The following is a 16,226-nucleotide window of genomic DNA, read 5'->3' as shown; positions in this document are numbered from 1 at the left end:
CGGCGGTCGGGTCTCACGCCTTCGTGAGGTCCTCGACCTCCTCCTCGGGCTCGCGGCCCGGGGTCGCGAGGTTGAACCGGGTGATGGCGAACCGGAAGACGAAGTAGTAGATCGCTCCGAAGGCCAGGCCGATCGGGATGATCAGCCAGGGCTTGGTGGCCAGGTTCCAGTTCAGGGCGTAATCGATGAAACCGGCCGAGAAGTTGAAGCCGGCGTGGACGCCCAGTCCCCAGGTGACGGCCATGGATATGGCAGTGAGCACCGCGTGGATGACGTAGAGGATCGGGGCGATGAACATGAACGAGAACTCGATCGGCTCGGTCACACCGGTCACGAAGGAGGTGAGCGCGAGGGAGATCATCATGCCCGTCACGGCCTTGCGGCGCTCGGGGCGAGCGGTGTGCGCGATGGCGAGCGCGGCGGCGGGCAGACCGAACATCATGATCGGGAAGAAGCCCGACATGAACATTCCGGCGCTCGGGTCACCGGCCAGGAAGCGGCTGTAGTCGCCGTGCACGACCTCGCCGGCGGCGTTCGTGAAGTCGCCGAGCTGGAACCAGGCCACCGTGTTCACGAACTGGTGCATGCCGATCGGGATGAGCGCGCGGTTGATGGCGCCGAAGAGCGCGGACCCGAACGAACCCAGGCCGGTCATCCACTCGCCGAAGCTTCCGATGCCCTCGCCGATCGGCTCCCAGACCAGCCCGAAGAAGACACCGACGAAGACGCCGACGAAGGCCATGATGATCGGGACGAGTCGGCGGCCGTTGAAGAAGCCGAGCCAGTCCACGAGCTTCTTGCGGTGGTATCGCTGCCACAGGACGGCGGAGAGCAGGCCCATGATGATGCCGCCGAGGACACCCGGGTTGTTGTAGGTCGCGGCTATGTCGGCGCCCGCCTGCACCTTGGCCTCGGTGACCGGGAAGGCTTCCAGGACCTTGCTGTAGACCAGGAAGCCCACCAGGGCGGCGAGGGCGGTCGAGCCGTCGGACTTCTTGGCGAAGCCGATGGCGACGCCGATGCAGAAGAGCAGGGGGAGGCTGCCGGTGATGGCGCCGCCTGCCTTGTCGAAGACCAGGGCGACCTTGTCCCAGCCGAGGCCGTCGGCCCCGAACACGTCGGGCTGGCCGAGCCTCACCATCAGGCCCGCCGCCGGCAGCACGGCAATGGGCAACTGCAGGCTGCGGCCGACCTTCTGCAGGCCCTGGAACAGACCGGATCCCCGCTTCTTCGCGGGGGCCGCCGTATCGGTGGCGGTGCTCATACGTCCTCCATCGGGTGGTGGTCTACACCACTCAGTGGTGTAGACCTGTTGTACACGATGGAGGTCGATATAAGGAACCCGTCAATTCCGCAACCGGAACGCTACGGACGGTCAGACGAACGGGTGATGGGTGACGGTCAGACCTTTGTGACGTCCTCGACCTCTTCCTCCGGCTCGCGCCCGGGAGTCTTGAGGTCGAACTTCGTGATCGCGAAACGGAAGATCACGTAATAGAGGGCCGCGAAGCACAGGCCGATCGGAATGATCGCCCACGGTTTCGTCGCCAGGTTCCAGTTGATGATGTAGTCGATCAGCCCGGCCGAGAAGCTGAACCCGTCGTGCACCCCGAGCCCCCACGTCACCGCCATCGACACACCCGTCAGCACCGCGTGCACCGCGTACAACAGCGGCGCGATGAACAGGAACGAGTACTCGATCGGCTCGGTGATACCGGTGACGAACGACGTCAGCGCGACGGAGAGCATGAGGCCGCCGACTTCCTTGCGGCGGTTCGGCTTCGCGCAGTGGGTGATCGCCAGGGCGGCGGCCGGGAGGGCGAACATCATGATCGGGAAGAACCCGGACGTGAACTGACCCGCGTTCGGGTCGCCCGCCAGGAACATGTTGATGTCACCGTGCACCTCGGTGCCGTCCGGCTTGGTGTACGTCCCGAACTGGAACCAGATGGGCACGTTCAGGAACTGGTGCAGCCCGATCACCAGCAACGCCCGGTTCGCCAGACCGAAGATGCCCGCACCCCACGCGCCCGCGTCGCTCAGCCAGTCGCTGAAGTTCTCCAGCCCGTCACCGATCGGCGGCCAGATCCACAGGCACACGGCCGCGAACGCGATCGCGACGAACGCCATGATGATGGGCACCAGCCGACGCCCGTTGAAGAAGCCCAGCCAGTCCACGAGCTTCGTACGGTGATAGCGCGCCCAGAAGAACGCCGCCATCAGCCCCATGATGATGCCGCCGAACACCCCCGGGTTCTGGTACGTGAAGGCGCTGACCGTCCCGTCCGCCGCCTGGCACCCGGTGACGACCACTTTCGCGCCCGCCGCGCAGTCCTCCGGGAACTGCCGCAGCACGTTGTAGTAGACGAGGAACCCGGCGACCGCCGCCAGGGCCGTCGACCCGTCCGACTTCTTCGCCATGCCGATGGCCACGCCCACGCAGAACAGCAGCGGCAGCCCCAGCGAACCGTCGAGCAGCGCGCCGCCCGCGCCCGCCATCACCTTGGACACGTTCGTCCAGCCCAGCCCGTCGTCCCCGAACACATCCGGCTGGCCCAGCCGGTTCAGGATGCCGGCGGCCGGCAGCACGGCGATGGGCAGTTGCAGGCTGCGGCCCATCTTCTGGAGCCCCTGGAACACCGACTGCCACCGTCGGCGTCCGGGCGAGATCTCGGTGTCGGAACTCATGAGTTGGCGACCGCCTGTCAGGTGGTGTAGACCAGTTACGGACGATTGGGTTGCTGTGACGTCATCTTTCGGTACGTACGGCGCAATCGCTCGCGAAGTTGGGCCAACTGTGCGTGAGGAGACCGACATGGCCACCAAGGCAGAGAAGATCGTCGCCGGGCTCGGCGGCATCGAGAACATCGAAGAGGTCGAAGGCTGCATCACCCGCCTGCGCACCGAGGTCATCGACCCGAGCAAGGTCGACGAAGCCGCCCTCAAGGCCGCCGGCGCCCATGGAGTCGTCAAGATGGGCACCGCGATCCAGGTCGTCATCGGCACCGACGCCGACCCCATCGCCGCGGACATCGAAGACATGATGTAAGGCCGCATCAAGGCCGTATCGAGGCCGTATCGAGGCCGTTTCGGGGGCTCTTTCCCACCGGGGGAGGAGCCCCTTCCGCTCGTGCGGCTAGGCTCAGCGCCATGTCTCGAATCGACGGCCGCACCCCCGAACAACTCCGCCCGGTCACCATCGAACGCGGCTGGAGCAAGCACGCCGAGGGCTCCGTCCTCGTCTCCTTCGGCGACACCAAGGTCTTCTGCACCGCCTCCGTCACCGAAGGCGTCCCCCGCTGGCGCAAGGGCAGCGGCGAGGGCTGGGTGACCGCCGAGTACTCCATGCTGCCCCGCGCCACCAACACCCGCGGCGACCGCGAATCCGTACGCGGCAAGATCGGTGGCCGCACCCACGAGATCAGCCGCCTCATCGGCCGCTCCCTGCGCGCGGTCATCGACTACAAGGCGCTCGGCGAGAACACCATCGTCCTCGACTGCGACGTCCTCCAGGCCGACGGCGGTACCCGCACCGCCGCGATCACCGGCGCGTACGTGGCGCTGGCCGACGCCATCACCTGGGCCCAGGGCAAGAAGCTGATCAAGGCGGGCCGCCAGCCCCTGACGGGAACGGTCTCGGCCGTCTCGGTAGGAATCGTGGGGGGTGTGCCTTTGCTGGACCTCTGCTACGAGGAGGACGTCCGCGCCGAGACCGACATGAACGTCGTCTGCACCGGCGACGGCCGCTTCGTGGAGGTCCAGGGCACCGCGGAAGCCGAACCCTTCGCCCGCGACGAGCTCAACTCCCTTCTGGACCTGGCCGTTCTGGGCTGCGACGAACTCGCTGTCCTCCAGCGCAAGGCCCTTGATACCGTCCTCGAAAAGTAAAGGACGCGCCAAGGAAACCGGCCGGAAGGGGCAACCCGGCCGCCCGCCCTCGCGTCACTACGGGTACGGGCGTACGGCACACCGCTGTACGCCCGGCCAGTACACACGGGGGCCCTTGGGGCTGAACAAGGGAGGGACCATCACCATGGCCGAGAGCCGACGCCGTCACCGCCGTACCGCCATCGCCGCGGCGATAGCGGCCGCAGGGCTGACGGTGGGACTCACGACCGGCTGCGACGCGGTCAACAAGGCCCTGGACTGCGTCCAGACCGCCGAGGCCGTCGCCGACAGCGTGACCGACCTCCAGCAGGCCGTCGAGAACGCGTCCAACGACCCGACCCAGATCGACGAGGCCCTCGCCTCCATCGACCAGAACCTTGACGACATCGGCGACAAGACCGACAACGCCGACGTCAACGCCGCGGTCGACGACCTCAACACCGCGGTGGACAACGTCCGTACGGCGGTCAAGAACGGCGACGAGACGCCCGACCTCAGCCCCATCACGGACGCGGCGGGCGAACTGACGAAGGTCTGCACGTCATAACCGGCGGCATAACCGGCGGCAGGGGAGCCGGGTGAGGCGGGGATACTGAACCGCATGACCCGCCTGATCCTCGCCACCCGCAACGCCGGGAAAATCACCGAACTCCACGCGATCCTCGCCGACGCAGGCCTGAGCCATGACCTGGTCGGCGCGGACGCGTACCCGGAAGTCCCGGACGTGAAAGAAACGGGCGTCACCTTCGCCGAGAACGCGTTGCTGAAGGCGCACGCCCTGGCCCAGGCAACAGGCCTCCCGGCCGTCGCCGACGACTCGGGCCTGTGCGTGGACGTCCTGAACGGCGCCCCGGGCATCTTCTCCGCCCGCTGGGCGGGCAAGCACGGCGACGACCAGGCCAACCTGCACCTGCTCCTGGCCCAGCTCTCGGACATCGCCGACGAACACCGAGGCGCCCACTTCGCCTGCGCCGCCGCCCTCGCCCTGCCGGACGGCACGGAGCGCGTGGTCGAGGGCCGCCTGCGAGGCATCCTCCGCCACGCCCCGGCTGGCACGAACGGCTTCGGCTACGACCCCATCCTCCAGCCCGACGGCGACACCCGAACCTGCGCCGAACTGACAGCGGAGGAAAAGAACGCGATCAGCCACCGCGGGCAGGCGTTCCGGGGGTTGGTGCCGGTGGTGCGGGAGCTGCTGGGCTGAGGGACGAGAGAGGGGCCGCCCGGCTCCGGGCAGCCCCTCTGTACACGTGCGGCCGGTGGGACTCGAACCCACACGGGTGTGAACCCACTGGGACCTAAACCCAGCATGACTGCCAATTCCATCACGGCCGCTCAAAAACGGTCATCGCGCTCGACCAGCAGCGTTCAGTGTACGGGTAGAGCACGCTACGCGACGAGGGGAGGCCTTGCCTTCTGGCGGCACCACGTCTCCGTCAACGCGTGACAGTTGGGGCACAGATACCGCAGGTTCTCGCGGCGATTATCGCGCCAGTCGCCGTTGACGTGATCGATCTGCAAGGTGATCGGCTGCCCCAGCCACAAACCCTCGTTGCCGCAGGTCTCACACGCGTAGGGCACGCCGACTTCGCACAGGGCCCGATGAAGCTGGGATCTGTTGGTCCGTCCCGCGTCCGGAGGCAGGACGATCAGCACTCGGTGCGCGACGGGTTCTGGTCCGGAGCGCTCAGGCCGTGCCCATGCCCTGCGCTTGAAGTGGCTTGTGTCCAGCCCGAGTCGAGACGCAGCACGTCGAACGCGCCGGTGATTGGTGTCGTTGACATCCATGCCGAGGCCGCGCATCACGTCGGCGAAGCTCGTGGCGTCGGCCACGACTTGGCGGAGCCTGGCCTCGGGGATCGCCAAGCGCTGGTGTGAGAAGTGTGTGGTGTCGATGCCCCGATCACGCAGCATGCGGCTCAGAGCTGCCCGTGAACGGCCGTCGTCCGGCGCACCCAGAGCCCGCGCCACGCCGCGCACACTGGTTGCCGCTCCTGCGGCCGCGTTGAGTTCTTCGGTGCCGAAGGGCAGGTCAAGGTTGGGCCGGTCGATGCCCGGGAAGTGGCTGATGTCGATGCCCGCCGCGTGAATGCGGCGGCGGATGTGCGACAGGGTGCCGGTAGCGGGGGTGGCACCCAACTTCAGCGCTACTTCGCGCAGTGAGGACGACGAAGCGGCGGCGTCGGCGATGGCGGCGTCGGGATACTTGCGCCAAGGGCTGCGCTTGACGAAGTGGCTCGTGTCGAGGTCGTGCCTCGCCACATTCTCTTGCAGCACACGCCGTTGCCCTCCATTCGTCTTGAGGCCGAGCCGCCGCATCAGATCGGTCCAGTTGCGGGCCGCGGCAACGGCTGGAGCGAGCCGCTCCTTGCTGTACGCGATGTTCTCCAACGGTCCCCCTCCACTCCGGCCACACGTTCGTGGCCCGTACGGAGTAACGAACCGCTAATCAGACAGTCACGCCCGAAACGTAAAGCGGGCTGATATTCTGCGACCCACATGCGAAGGCCTCTCAAGCTCGGACCCTTGTCCGCTCGGGAGGCTTTTTTCATGACCGAGAACAGCGAGAACAGCGAGAACGCCGAACACGCCCTCACCGTCCGCCCCGCCACCCCCGCCGACCGCCCCACCGTCGAGAGACTCTGGCTGCTCTTCCGGCATGACCTGTCCGAGTTCGGAGGGCAACTGCCCTACGCCGACGGGACGTTCCGGAGCGAGCGGCTGGAGGCTGCGTTCAGTGGGGACGAGGACTGGGCCGCGTATCTGTTCGGCATCGGCGCGCACCCCGTTGGGTTCGCCTTTGTGCGGGCGGTCACTCAGCCCACCCGCGTGCTCAACAGCTTCTTCGTCGTCCGAGGAGCCCGGCGTGCCGGCATGGGGCTGCGGGCGGTACGCGACGTCGTCGCCCGGCATCCCGGGCAGTGGACCGTCGCTTTTCAGGACGCCAATCCGGGGGCCGTCCGGTTCTGGCGGCGGGTTGGGGAGACCCTCGCCCCCGGTGCCTGGGTGGAAGAGCGCAGGCCGGTGCCGGGCAAGCCCGGCCTGGCTCCTGATGTCTGGGTCAGCTTCCGATGCCCAAGTCCTTGATGATCTTCGCCACATGGCCCGTCGCGCGGACGTTGTACAGCGCCCGTTCGACCTTGCCCTCCTCGTCCACGATGATCGTGGAGCGGATGACGCCCATGTAGGTCTTGCCGTAGTTCTTCTTCTCGCCGAAGGCGGCGTAGGCGTCGAGGACCTTCTTGTCCTCGTCCGCGAGCAGGGTGATCCTCAGGGATTCCTTGTCGCGGAACTTGGCCAGCTTCTCCGGCTTGTCGGGGGAGATGCCGATGACGTCGTACCCGGCGCCGGCCAGCACCTCCAGGTTGTCCGTGAAGTCGCAGGCCTGCTTCGTGCACCCGGGGGTCAGGGCCGCCGGGTAGAAGTAGACGATGACCTTGCGGCCTTTGTGGTCCGAGAGGGACACGTCGTTGCCGTCGGCGTCGGGGAGGGTGAAGGCGGGGGCCACGTCCCCGGGCTGGAGTCGCTCGCTCATCGGGCCAGCCTAACCGGGGGTGCTGACAGTGCGGCCGCCCGGCGAACTGACAGACTGTCCAGAACAGCATCAGCAGACACCTCGGAGGCCGTACGGTGGCGGACACGTCGGACACCAGAACCCCGGCGCAGATCGAGGCGGACATCAAGCGCCGCCGCGAGAATCTGGCTGAGACGCTCGACGAGATCGGGGTGCGGGTGCACCCGAAGACGATCGTCGGCGACGCCAAGGCCAAGGTCGTGTCGAACATCGACCACACGCTCGGGCGGGCCTACGTCGGTGTCAATCGGGTCGTGAGCAACACGAAGGCCCAGTTCGTCGACGACGAAGGCGCCCCGCGGCTCGAACGCATCGTGCCCGTCGCCCTCGTCGCCGTCGGACTCGTGGGGCTGCTCGCCCTGGGGTCCCGGCGCCGTAAGGGCTGACACCCTGGCGCGTGCACACACCCCTCAGGCAGGTAGGTTCTCAGCCGTGAGCGCCAACAGAAACAGCACCCAGCACGACAAGCTGCCCATCCGGATGCTGCACGACCGTGTACTCGTGCGGCAGGACGCCGGTGAGGGCGAGCGGCGTTCCGGGGGCGGCATCCTCATCCCCGCCACCGCGGCCGTGGGCCGGCGGCTGGCCTGGGCCGAGGTCGTCGCGGTCGGGCAGAACGTACGGACGGTCGAGCCGGGGGACCGGGTTCTGTACGACCCCGAGGACCGTGCCGAGGTCGAGGTGCGGGGCGTCGCCTACGTGCTCATGCGTGAGCGGGACCTGCACGCCGTGGCCGCGGACCGGTTCGAGGGGTCCGAGGACTCGACCGGCCTGTACCTCTGAATCAACGGCCGAAAGGGGCTGGTGACCATCGTCACCAGCCCCTTTCGCTGTTTCTTTGTTACGTTTGAAGGACCCCCCGACGAGACGCGCCGTACCGGGACCGCCCCCTTCCGGGGCTTACGACAAGACGACGCACCCCGTGAAGAAGTCCGCGTCTCGGAGGTGCCTGTCATGGCCTGGGTTCTGCTTGTCGTCGCCGGTCTGCTCGAAGTCGGCTGGTCGATCGGGATGAAGTACACCGACGGTTTCACCCGGCTGGTCCCCAGCCTTCTCACCGGTGCCGGGATCGTCGCCAGCATGCTGCTGCTGTCGTACGCCACCCGCACCCTCCCCATCGGTACCGCCTACGGCGTATGGGTCGGGATCGGTGCGGCCGGGGCGGCGGTGCTCGGGATGGTGGTGCTGGGGGAGCCCGCCACCGCCGCCCGGATCTTCTTCGTGTGCCTGCTGCTGGTCGCCGTGGTCGGGCTCAAGGCGACCAGCGGTCACTGACTCGTCGGTGGGCCGCCGCCCGCCGTCGTACCGGCCGTCGTACCGGTGATCGTCCCGCCGTCGGTCGTGTCACCGGTCGTGCCGCCCGTGGTGGTGTCGCCCGTCGTGCCACCGGTCGTGGTGGTGTCTCCGGTCGTCCCGCCCGTCGTGGTCGTGTCTCCGGTGGTCCCGCCGGTGGTCGTGTCCCCCGTGGTCCCGCCGGTCGTCGTGTCGCCCGTCGTCCCGCCGTCCGTCGTGCCGCCGGTGTCCTGGCCGCCGTCCGTCGTCCCCCCGTTGTCCTGCCCCTCCGTGTCCTCCGGCGGACCGAAGGTCGGCTGCTGGGTCGGGGCCTGGACGACGTCCGCGCCCTCCTGGAGCTCCAGGTCGAAGTCGGTGGCGGGCTTGCCCTTGAGGGCGGTCTTGGTGAACTCCGCCCAGATCTCCGCGGGCGCCCCGCCGCCGTTGACGCGCTGGAGGCCCATCGCGCCGTAGAGGGACTTGTGGGCGGCCGTGGTCGGGTCCTGGCCCATCACCGCGACGACCGTGGCGAGGTCGGGGGTGTAGCCGGCGAACCAGGCGGCCTGGTCCTCCTCGGCGGTGCCGGTCTTGCCGGCCGCCGGGCGGCCCGCGGCCTGGGCGGCGGTGGCGGTGCCGTTCTCGACGACGCTCTGGAGGACCGAGGTGGTCGTGTCCGCGGCCTCGCGGGAGACGACCTGGGACGTCTTACGCTCCGGGAGGTCGATGACGTCCTTGCCGTCCTTGGTGAGGCTCTTGACCATGGTGTACGTGCCGTGCCTGCCGTGGTTGGCGAGCGTGGCGTACGCCTCCGCCATGTCGAGGACACTGGCGCGGGCGACGCCGAGCGCGATCGACGGGTAGGCGTTGAGCTCGGGGGTGTCGGTGGGCAGGCCCAGGTCGACCGCGGTCTGCTTGACCTTGTCGGGGCCGACGTCGACGGCCATCTGCGCGTACACCGAGTTCACCGACTTGTCGGTGGCGGTGCGGACGGTGATCTCGCCGTACGACACGTCGTCCTCGTTGGCGGGGGCGTACGAGCCGCCGGACCAGCCCTGCACGGGCCGCCTGTTGGTGCCGTCGTAGTACGTGTTCGGCGTGATGGTCTGGCCGGACTGGGTGGTGGAGTCGTTCTCCACGGCCGAGGTGAACACGAACGGCTTGAAGGTGGAGCCGACCTGGAAGTCCTGGCGGGTGGCGTTGTTCGTGTACTGCTTCACGTAGTCGATGCCGCCGTACATCGCCACGACCTGCCCGGTCTTCGGGTCGACGGCGGCGCCGCCCGCGCGGACGTACGTGTCGACCTTGCGGTTCTTCTTGTCGAGCTTGTCCATCAGCTTGTCGTTGACGGCCTCGACGAAGGCGTCCTGCCTGCTCTTCTGGAGCGTGGTGGTGATGCGGTAGCCGCCCGCGTCCAGCTCCTCCGAGGTGAGGATCTTGTTGTCGCGCAGATAGTCGTTGATGGCGTTGACGATGTAGCCGCGCTGCCCGGACATCCCGGTGGAGACCGTGGCCTCCTTCGGCATCGGGAACTTCATGCCGGCCCGCTCGGACTCCTTCAGCCAGCCCTTCTTGACCATGCCGTCGAGGACGTAGTTCCAGCGGGCCTCGGCCGCCGCCTTGTTCTCCGGGTGGGCGACGACGTCGTACTCGCTGGGCGCGTTGAGCAGCGCCGCGAGATAGGCGCCCTTGTCGGCGGAGAGGTCGGTGGCGTCCTCGCCGTAGTAGGCCTGGGCGGCGGCCTGGATGCCGTACGCGTTGCGGCCGAAGTAGCTGGTGTTGAGGTAGCCCTCCAGGATCTGGTCCTTGGACTCCGTGCGGTCCAGCTTGATGGAGATGAAGAACTCCTTCACCTTGCGGGTGACGGTCTGCTCCTGCGCGAGGTAGTAGTTCTTCACGTACTGCTGGGTGATCGTGGAGCCGGACTGGGCGCCCTTGCCGGTGGCGGTGTTCCAGGCGGCGCGCACCATCGCCTTGGGGTCGATCGCCGACTCGGTGTAGAAGTCGCGGTCCTCGGCGGCCAGTACGGCGCGCTGGGCCGCCAGGGAGACCTGGGCGAGGGTGACGTTCTCCCGGTTGACCTCGCCGTCGCGGGCGAGCTGGCTGCCGTCCGCGTACAGATAGACGTTGGACTGCTTGGTGGCGAGCGCGTTGGCCGGCGGGATCTTCACGAGCGAGTAGCCGAGGAAGAACAGGCCGATCAGCAGCAGTATCCCGACGACGAAGGTGCCCAGCACCATGCGCCAGGTGGGGATGATCCGCCGCCACCCGGTCCGCTTGGGCCGCTTCGGCTTCTTCCCGTCCTGCCCGTTCTTCCCGCCGGGCGCCTCGGCCGCCTGGGGCTGCCTGGGCGCCCAGCCCTGGTTCGGCTGCTGCGGCTGAGACTGCGGCTGCGGCTCGTCGCTCATGTCGTGCACGGACTCCTGTTTCACGCTTTGTTTCACGCTTTTACGTCGTACGTCGCCGTACGTCGCCGTACGCCCTCGTACGCCTTCTGCGCCCCCAGATGAAGACTGTCGCACCATGCGTTCCGTTCCGGCCGACGGCGCGCTTCTGCCCGGAAAACGGGTGGCGTGCCTCACGATCGGCGGGCTAGGCTCCTGCGCTTTGGTGTCAGGGCAGGCCGAGGAGGGCTGTGGCGTGGGTTCGGGGCGGTTGTACGGGGCCGTCGCGGCGGGGGGATTCAGAAGGTACGCGACCTATCGGGCGGCGACCGCCGCAGGGGTGTTCACCAACACGGTTTTCGGCCTGATCCTCGTGTACACGTACACCGCGCTGTGGGACGAGCGACCGCACCTGGGCGGGTACGACCTTGCGCAGGCCGTCACCTATGTGTGGCTCGGCCAGTCGCTGTTCAAGACGCTCGCCACCGGCGGCGGAGGCGTCGAGACCGAGTTGATGGAACGGATCCGCACGGGTGACATCGCCGTCGACCTCTACCGTCCCGCCGACCTCCAACTGTGGTGGATGGCCGCCGACTTGGGCCGCGCCGGCTTCGAACTGCTCGGCCGCGGAGTGATCCCCTTCCTGTTCGGGGCGCTCTTCTTCGACCTCGCGCTCCCTACGGATGTCTCGTCGTGGGCCGCCTTCCTCGTCGCGGTGCTGCTGGCGGCGCTGGTCAGTTTCGGGATCCGCTATCTGGTGGCGCTGAGCGCGTTCTGGCTCCTCGACGGCACCGGCGTCTCCCAGATGGTGATGTTCGTCGGCTGGTTCTGCTCCGGCATGATCCTGCCGCTCAACGTGTTCCCGGGCACCCTCGGCGAGGTCGTACGGGCCCTGCCGTGGTCGGCGCTGCTCCAGGCGCCCGCGGACGTCCTGATGGGGCACGCCGATCCGCTCGGCACGTACGCCTTCCAGGGGACGTGGGCGGTCGTGCTGCTGGCGGGCGGGCGGATGGTGCAGGGGGCGGCCACCCGGCGGGTGGTGGTGCAGGGTGGCTGACACGGGCACGGTGACCCGGACCAACAGGGTCACGGACGGGCTGCGCACCTACCGCATGATCTCCGCGATGTGGATCCGCTCCACGATGGCGTACCGCGCCTCCTTCCTCATGACCACGCTCGGGAACTTCACCGCGACCTCGCTGGACTTCGTCGCGATCCTGCTGATGTTCTCCCGCGTCGACGCGCTCGGCGGCTACGCCCTGCCCCAGATCGCCTTCCTGTACGGCGTCTCCAGCGTCGCCTTCGGCCTCGCCGACCTCTCGCTCGGCTCGATGGAGAGGCTCGGGCGGCGGGTGCGGGACGGCACGCTGGACACGCTCCTGGTGCGGCCCGCGCCGGTGCTGGCGCAGATGGCGGCGGACCAGTTCGGGCTGCGCCGCCTCGGCCGGATCACCCAGGGTCTGCTCGTCCTCGGCTACGGGCTGGCCACGGTCGACATCGACTGGACGCCGCTGAAGCTGCTGCTGATGCCGGTGATGCTGGTGAGCGGCGCGGGGATCTTCGGCGCGGTGTTCATCGCGGGCGCGGCCTTCCAGTTCGTGGCCAAGGACGCCTCCGAGGTGCAGAACGCTTTCACGTACGGCGGTACGACGCTGTTGCAGTACCCGCCGACCGTGTTCGCGACGGAGATGGTGCGCGGGGTGACGTACGTGATGCCGCTGGCCTTCGTCAACTGGCTGCCGGGGACGTATGTGCTGGGCATGCCGATGCCGCTGGGGCTGCCCGCGTGGGTGGCGTTTCTGCCGCCGCTGGTGGCGGCGGGGTGCTGCGCGCTGGCGGGGCTGGCCTGGCGGGCGGGGCTGCGGACGTATCAGAGCACGGGGAACTGAGGGGTCAGGTCAGAGGGGTCATGGGCGAGGGTTTCGTGGGCGAGGCGTTCATCGAACTGGACGGCGTCGAGAAGGTCTTCGACGTGCGCAAGAAGACCGGTTTCATGAAGCGGGAGCGGCGGCAGGTGCGGGCCGTCGACTCGATCTCCTTCCGGGTCGCGCGCGGCGAGATGGTCGGCTACATCGGGCCGAACGGCGCCGGCAAGTCGACCACGATCAAGATGCTCACCGGGATCCTCACCCCGAGCGCCGGCCGGCTGCGGGTCGCGGGCATCGACCCGTCCCGCGAGCGCACCCGGCTCGCGCACCGGATCGGGGTGGTCTTCGGGCAGCGCACGACGCTGTGGTGGGACCTCCCGCTGATCGACTCGTACCGGCTGATGCACCGCATGTACCGCATCCCGGACGCCCGTTACCGCGAGAACCTCGACCGCTGCGTCGAACTCCTCGAACTGGCCGACCTGTTGGACGTCCCGGTCCGTCAGCTCTCCCTCGGCCAGCGCATGCGCGGTGACATCGCGGCGGCACTCCTGCACGACCCCGAGGTGCTCTACCTGGACGAGCCGACGATCGGCCTCGACGTCATCTCCAAGGCCAAGGTGCGGGGTTTCCTGCGGGAGTTGAACGAGGAGCGCGGCACGACGGTCCTCCTGACCACCCACGACCTCCAGGACATCGAGCAGCTCTGCTCACGCGTGATGGTCATCGACCACGGGCGCCTGATGTACGACGGTCCCCTCACCGGCCTCCACGAGGCGGGGGAGAGCGAGCGCACCCTCGTGGTCGACCTGGAGCGCGAACTCCCGCCGATCGAGGTGGGCCCGACGGCACGGGTCGTGAAGGTGGAGGGGCCCCGGCAGTGGCTGGCGTTCCCGGCAGGGGAGTCGGCGGCGCCGCTGGTGGCGCGGATCGCGGCGGAGTATCCGCTGGTGGATCTGTCGGTGCGGGAGCCGGACATCGAGGCGGTGATCGCGAAGATGTATGCGGAGAGGGCCACTGCGTAGTGCGGGGGCGCTCGAACTCGTAGGCTGATTCCATGACCGACGAACTCCCGGAACTTCGCGCCTCCGACGCCGACCGTGAGCGAGTAGCCGAGATCCTGCGGGACGCCCTCGCCGAAGGGCGGCTCGACATGGAGGAGTTCGAGGAACGCCTGGAAGCGACGTACAAGGCGCGCACGTACGGCGAGTTGACGCCGATCACCCGGGACCTGCCGGCCGCGCCGGGATCCGTACCGGCGGTGAACCTGGTCAAGGAGCCGGTCGCGGACGGGAGTTGGGCATCACGGATCACGGGTGGCGAGGGCTCGTCGACGTGGGCCGTCGCCGTGATGTCCGGGTTCCAGCGCAAGGGGCGCTGGACGGTGCCGCGGCGGTTCAACTGCTTCGCGTTCTGGGGCGGCGGTGACCTCGATCTGCGGGAGGCGAACTTCGCCGACCGGGAAGTCGTGATCAACTGCGTGACCATCATGGGCGGCGTGAACATCATCGTGCCGCCCGGCGTCGAGGTCGACGTACGCGGAATCGGTATCATGGGCGCCTTCGACCAGCGCGAGGACGGAGTGCTGGGGGACCCGGGCGCCCCGCGGGTGATCGTCACCGGGTTCGCCTTCTGGGGCGGTGTCGGTGTCGAGCGGAAGGTGACCAGGGCGGAGCGGCAGCGGCTGCGGGCGGAGCGGCGGCAGGAGAAGCTGGACCGCAAGCAGTCGATGCGGGAGCTCCACGAGTCGTTCCGGCACGACCACCGGGACCGCCGCGACCGCCGCGACCGCCGCGACCGCTACGAGGACTAGGGCGCCCTAGAGCTCCGCCGGCGCCGCCCCCTCCAGGTCCTCCAGGTCGAACGCCTCCGCCATCCGCGCGTACCCCTTGTCGCTGGGGTGCAGACGGTCCCCGGAGTCGTAGTCGGAGCGCAGCCTGCGCGGGTTGTACGGGTCCCTGAGCGCCTTGTCGAAGTCGACGACGGCGTCGTACACCTCGCCGTCCCTGATCGCGGCGTTGATCCGCTGCCGTACGTCCTCGCGGGCGCCGGTGTACCCCCGGTGTCCCTGGAAGGGCATGAGGGTCGCGCCGATGACCTTGATGCCGTGGGCGTGGGCCTGGCGGACCAGGGCGCGCAGGCCGTCGAGGATCTTGTCGGGGTCGGCGAGGCGGGGGTCGCGGAGGATGTCGTTGACGCCGAGGTCGATGACGACGACCTTGACGTTCGGGCGGCCCAGCGCGTCGCGGGCGAAGCGGTCCAGGCCGCTCTGGTTGTCGGCGGGGCGGCCGAGACCGCTCGTGAGGACCCGGTTGCCGCTGATGCCCTGGTTGACGACGCTGTAGCGGGGCAGGCCGGCGCCGGACTCGATCGCGGTGCGCAGCCGCTGCGAAAGGGCGTCCGTCCAGCGGTGGTTGGCGCCCTCGGTGGAGCTGATGCCGTCGGTCAGGGAGTCACCGAAGGCCACGACCGTGCCGTCGGACTCGTTGCTGAGGACGTCGAGGGCGGTGAGGTAGCGCCAGTACGGGGTCTGCTCCGTGTACGCCGTCCCCGTCGTGTCCTCGGTGAGGTCGCCGTCGGCGAGGTAGGAGATCTGCCGGGCGTGCCGGTGGTAGGTGACCGGCCCGGACCCGGTGGGCGCGTACGTCGTGACGAGTACGTCGGCGCCGTACGTGATGGTGAGGCGGACCGCGTCGCTCAGCACCTGGCCGCCCGCCGGGATCACGACCGTCGTGCTGCCGCCGAAGGTGAGCCGCCGCATGGTGTCGACGGCCGCGGCGGCGCTGTCCTCGGCGGCGGCGAGCGCGATCGACGCGTGCGTGATGGTCAGCGGTGTCTGGCCGTAGAGGTTGGACAGCGTGATCCGGGCACTCGTACCGCCGACGGAGGCGTGCACGACGTTGCGCACCGAGCGGCCCGCCATGCCCTCGGTCTCGGTGCCGGGTTCGGCGCCGGCCGGGGAGGTGGACCAGGCGCCGACCCAGGTGCCGGTGGAGGCGGGGGCGGCGGAGTTGTGCGGGGCGGGACCCTGGGCGACGGTGTCCCGCCCGCCGCTGCCGTCGTCGGCGCCGACACCGACGTATATGGCGGCCGACAGGGCCAGGACGAGGCTGACGATCGCGGACAGCAGGGCATAACCACTTCTTCTGGTCATGCGGTGCGGTACTCCTCGGACGGATGGGAGCCCGGGGCTCCGATGTGATCATCCCATGATGCGTCATGGATGAGGGGGAGTTGACCGGC

The 16,226-nt window shown here is 68.7% G+C and carries 18 protein-coding genes, 1 tRNA gene and 1 riboswitch; of the genes, 12 read left to right on the top strand and 7 right to left on the bottom strand.

Annotated elements, in window-relative coordinates:
• Nucleotides 1–13 precede the first annotated feature (13 nt).
• Together ABZ928_RS27915 and ABZ928_RS27910 are read right to left on the bottom strand one after the other, a co-directional pair.
• Nucleotides 14–1,264 (bottom strand): PTS transporter subunit EIIC, encoded by a 1,251-nt coding sequence (locus ABZ928_RS27915; RefSeq protein ID WP_361524492.1) that lies wholly within the window; start codon nt 1,262–1,264, stop codon nt 14–16.
• 137 nt (nt 1,265–1,401) lie between these two features.
• Nucleotides 1,402–2,688 carry a PTS transporter subunit EIIC gene (locus ABZ928_RS27910; RefSeq protein WP_361524489.1) on the bottom strand — a complete coding sequence of 429 codons (1,287 nt, stop codon included), beginning with the start codon at nt 2,686–2,688 and terminating at the stop codon, nt 1,402–1,404.
• 127 nt (nt 2,689–2,815) lie between these two features.
• On the opposite strand from ABZ928_RS27910, the gene ABZ928_RS27905 reads away from it, so the two are divergent.
• The 4 genes from ABZ928_RS27905 (at nt 2,816) to rdgB (ending at nt 5,092) form a co-directional block, all read left to right on the top strand.
• Nucleotides 2,816–3,049 (top strand): PTS glucose/sucrose transporter subunit IIB, encoded by a 234-nt coding sequence (locus tag ABZ928_RS27905; protein WP_112449866.1) that lies wholly within the window; start codon nt 2,816–2,818, stop codon nt 3,047–3,049.
• Nucleotides 3,050–3,150: 101 nt separating this feature from the next.
• Nucleotides 3,151–3,888, top strand: a complete 738-nt coding sequence (gene rph, locus ABZ928_RS27900) for a ribonuclease PH (RefSeq protein WP_361524487.1) — start codon at nt 3,151–3,153, stop codon at nt 3,886–3,888.
• Nucleotides 3,889–4,033: 145 nt separating this feature from the next.
• Nucleotides 4,034–4,435: a hypothetical protein gene (locus ABZ928_RS27895; RefSeq protein ID WP_361524484.1), complete on the top strand. Its 402-nt coding sequence runs from the start codon at nt 4,034–4,036 to the stop codon at nt 4,433–4,435.
• Nucleotides 4,436–4,489: 54 nt separating this feature from the next.
• Nucleotides 4,490–5,092, top strand: a complete 603-nt coding sequence (gene rdgB / locus ABZ928_RS27890; RefSeq protein WP_361524481.1) for an RdgB/HAM1 family non-canonical purine NTP pyrophosphatase — start codon at nt 4,490–4,492, stop codon at nt 5,090–5,092.
• Between the two features lie 47 nt (nt 5,093–5,139).
• Here the strand turns inward: rdgB and ABZ928_RS27885 are convergent.
• Together ABZ928_RS27885 and ABZ928_RS27880 are read right to left on the bottom strand one after the other, a co-directional pair.
• Nucleotides 5,140–5,223, bottom strand: a tRNA-Leu gene (locus ABZ928_RS27885).
• Nucleotides 5,224–5,277: 54 nt separating this feature from the next.
• The gene (locus ABZ928_RS27880) at nt 5,278–6,279 is read right to left on the bottom strand and encodes an HNH endonuclease (protein ID WP_361524478.1); all 1,002 of its coding nucleotides are present in this window, start codon (nt 6,277–6,279) and stop codon (nt 5,278–5,280) included.
• A 159-nt stretch (nt 6,280–6,438) separates the two neighbouring features.
• Here ABZ928_RS27880 and ABZ928_RS27875 point away from each other — a divergent pair, with 159 nt between their 5' ends.
• Nucleotides 6,439–6,975: a GNAT family N-acetyltransferase gene (locus tag ABZ928_RS27875; RefSeq protein ID WP_361524475.1), complete on the top strand. Its 537-nt coding sequence runs from the start codon at nt 6,439–6,441 to the stop codon at nt 6,973–6,975.
• Here the strand turns inward: ABZ928_RS27875 and bcp are convergent.
• The gene (gene bcp / locus ABZ928_RS27870; RefSeq protein WP_361524472.1) at nt 6,950–7,423 is read right to left on the bottom strand and encodes a thioredoxin-dependent thiol peroxidase; all 474 of its coding nucleotides are present in this window, start codon (nt 7,421–7,423) and stop codon (nt 6,950–6,952) included. The genes ABZ928_RS27875 and bcp overlap by 26 nt on opposite strands.
• A 95-nt stretch (nt 7,424–7,518) precedes the next feature.
• On the opposite strand from bcp, the gene ABZ928_RS27865 reads away from it, so the two are divergent.
• From ABZ928_RS27865 to ABZ928_RS27855, 3 genes are all read left to right on the top strand, one after another.
• Nucleotides 7,519–7,848 (top strand): DUF3618 domain-containing protein, encoded by a 330-nt coding sequence (locus ABZ928_RS27865; protein ID WP_361524469.1) that lies wholly within the window; start codon nt 7,519–7,521, stop codon nt 7,846–7,848.
• Nucleotides 7,849–7,894: 46 nt separating this feature from the next.
• Nucleotides 7,895–8,245 carry a co-chaperone GroES gene (locus tag ABZ928_RS27860; protein ID WP_361524466.1) on the top strand — a complete coding sequence of 117 codons (351 nt, stop codon included), beginning with the start codon at nt 7,895–7,897 and terminating at the stop codon, nt 8,243–8,245.
• Between the two features lie 46 nt (nt 8,246–8,291).
• A riboswitch (guanidine-III (ykkC-III) riboswitch) is annotated at nt 8,292–8,382 on the top strand.
• 34 nt (nt 8,383–8,416) lie between these two features.
• On the top strand, nt 8,417–8,737 hold the full coding sequence (locus tag ABZ928_RS27855) for an SMR family transporter (RefSeq protein WP_361524464.1): 321 nt from the start codon (nt 8,417–8,419) through the stop codon (nt 8,735–8,737).
• Here ABZ928_RS27855 and ABZ928_RS27850 read toward each other — a convergent pair.
• On the bottom strand, nt 8,731–11,139 hold the full coding sequence (locus ABZ928_RS27850; protein ID WP_361524461.1) for a transglycosylase domain-containing protein: 2,409 nt from the start codon (nt 11,137–11,139) through the stop codon (nt 8,731–8,733). The two genes, ABZ928_RS27855 and ABZ928_RS27850, sit on opposite strands and share 7 nt — an antisense overlap.
• Before the next feature lie 232 nt (nt 11,140–11,371).
• Here ABZ928_RS27850 and ABZ928_RS27845 point away from each other — a divergent pair, with 232 nt between their 5' ends.
• The 4 genes from ABZ928_RS27845 to ABZ928_RS27830 are packed head-to-tail and all read left to right on the top strand — an operon-like array spanning nt 11,372 to nt 14,796.
• On the top strand, nt 11,372–12,172 hold the full coding sequence (locus ABZ928_RS27845; RefSeq protein ID WP_361524458.1) for an ABC-2 family transporter protein: 801 nt from the start codon (nt 11,372–11,374) through the stop codon (nt 12,170–12,172).
• Complete coding sequence (locus tag ABZ928_RS27840) at nt 12,165–13,004, top strand: ABC transporter permease (protein WP_361524455.1); 840 nt, start codon at nt 12,165–12,167, stop codon at nt 13,002–13,004. Before ABZ928_RS27845 ends, ABZ928_RS27840 begins: the two co-directional genes overlap by 8 nt.
• A 20-nt stretch (nt 13,005–13,024) precedes the next feature.
• Nucleotides 13,025–14,008, top strand: coding sequence for an ATP-binding cassette domain-containing protein (locus tag ABZ928_RS27835; protein WP_361524452.1), 984 nt, complete (start codon nt 13,025–13,027; stop codon nt 14,006–14,008).
• A 32-nt stretch (nt 14,009–14,040) separates the two neighbouring features.
• A complete protein-coding gene (locus ABZ928_RS27830; RefSeq protein ID WP_361524449.1) occupies nt 14,041–14,796 on the top strand; it encodes a DUF1707 domain-containing protein in 756 nt (251 codons plus the stop codon).
• 6 nt (nt 14,797–14,802) lie between these two features.
• On the opposite strand, the gene ABZ928_RS27825 is transcribed toward ABZ928_RS27830, so the two are convergent.
• A complete protein-coding gene (locus ABZ928_RS27825; RefSeq protein ID WP_361524447.1) occupies nt 14,803–16,137 on the bottom strand; it encodes an SGNH/GDSL hydrolase family protein in 1,335 nt (444 codons plus the stop codon).
• Nucleotides 16,138–16,226: the final 89 nt, after the last annotated feature.

This window comes from Streptomyces sp. NPDC046909 (assembly GCF_040644695.1).
In the GTDB taxonomy this organism is placed as follows: Bacteria; Actinomycetota; Actinomycetes; order Streptomycetales; family Streptomycetaceae; genus Streptomyces.
Note: the sequence above shows the minus strand (reverse complement) of the source record. Positions and strands in the feature narration are given on the sequence as shown.

What these genes read in the sequence shown, in the direction of transcription:
- ABZ928_RS27910 (WP_361524489.1), bottom strand. Translation starts at nt 2,688, where the DNA reads ATGAGTTCCGACACCGAGATCTCGCCCGGACGCCGACGGTGGCAGTCG.
- ABZ928_RS27915 (WP_361524492.1), bottom strand. Translation starts at nt 1,264, where the DNA reads ATGAGCACCGCCACCGATACGGCGGCCCCCGCGAAGAAGCGGGGATCC.
- ABZ928_RS27905 (WP_112449866.1), top strand. Translation starts at nt 2,816, where the DNA reads ATGGCCACCAAGGCAGAGAAGATCGTCGCCGGGCTCGGCGGCATCGAG.
- ABZ928_RS27830 (WP_361524449.1), top strand. Translation starts at nt 14,041, where the DNA reads ATGACCGACGAACTCCCGGAACTTCGCGCCTCCGACGCCGACCGTGAG.
- ABZ928_RS27850 (WP_361524461.1), bottom strand. Translation starts at nt 11,139, where the DNA reads ATGAGCGACGAGCCGCAGCCGCAGTCTCAGCCGCAGCAGCCGAACCAG.
- ABZ928_RS27825 (WP_361524447.1), bottom strand. Translation starts at nt 16,137, where the DNA reads ATGACCAGAAGAAGTGGTTATGCCCTGCTGTCCGCGATCGTCAGCCTC.
- rdgB (WP_361524481.1), top strand. Translation starts at nt 4,490, where the DNA reads ATGACCCGCCTGATCCTCGCCACCCGCAACGCCGGGAAAATCACCGAA.
- ABZ928_RS27855 (WP_361524464.1), top strand. Translation starts at nt 8,417, where the DNA reads ATGGCCTGGGTTCTGCTTGTCGTCGCCGGTCTGCTCGAAGTCGGCTGG.
- ABZ928_RS27835 (WP_361524452.1), top strand. Translation starts at nt 13,025, where the DNA reads ATGGGCGAGGGTTTCGTGGGCGAGGCGTTCATCGAACTGGACGGCGTC.
- ABZ928_RS27895 (WP_361524484.1), top strand. Translation starts at nt 4,034, where the DNA reads ATGGCCGAGAGCCGACGCCGTCACCGCCGTACCGCCATCGCCGCGGCG.
- ABZ928_RS27875 (WP_361524475.1), top strand. Translation starts at nt 6,439, where the DNA reads ATGACCGAGAACAGCGAGAACAGCGAGAACGCCGAACACGCCCTCACC.
- rph (WP_361524487.1), top strand. Translation starts at nt 3,151, where the DNA reads ATGTCTCGAATCGACGGCCGCACCCCCGAACAACTCCGCCCGGTCACC.
- bcp (WP_361524472.1), bottom strand. Translation starts at nt 7,423, where the DNA reads ATGAGCGAGCGACTCCAGCCCGGGGACGTGGCCCCCGCCTTCACCCTC.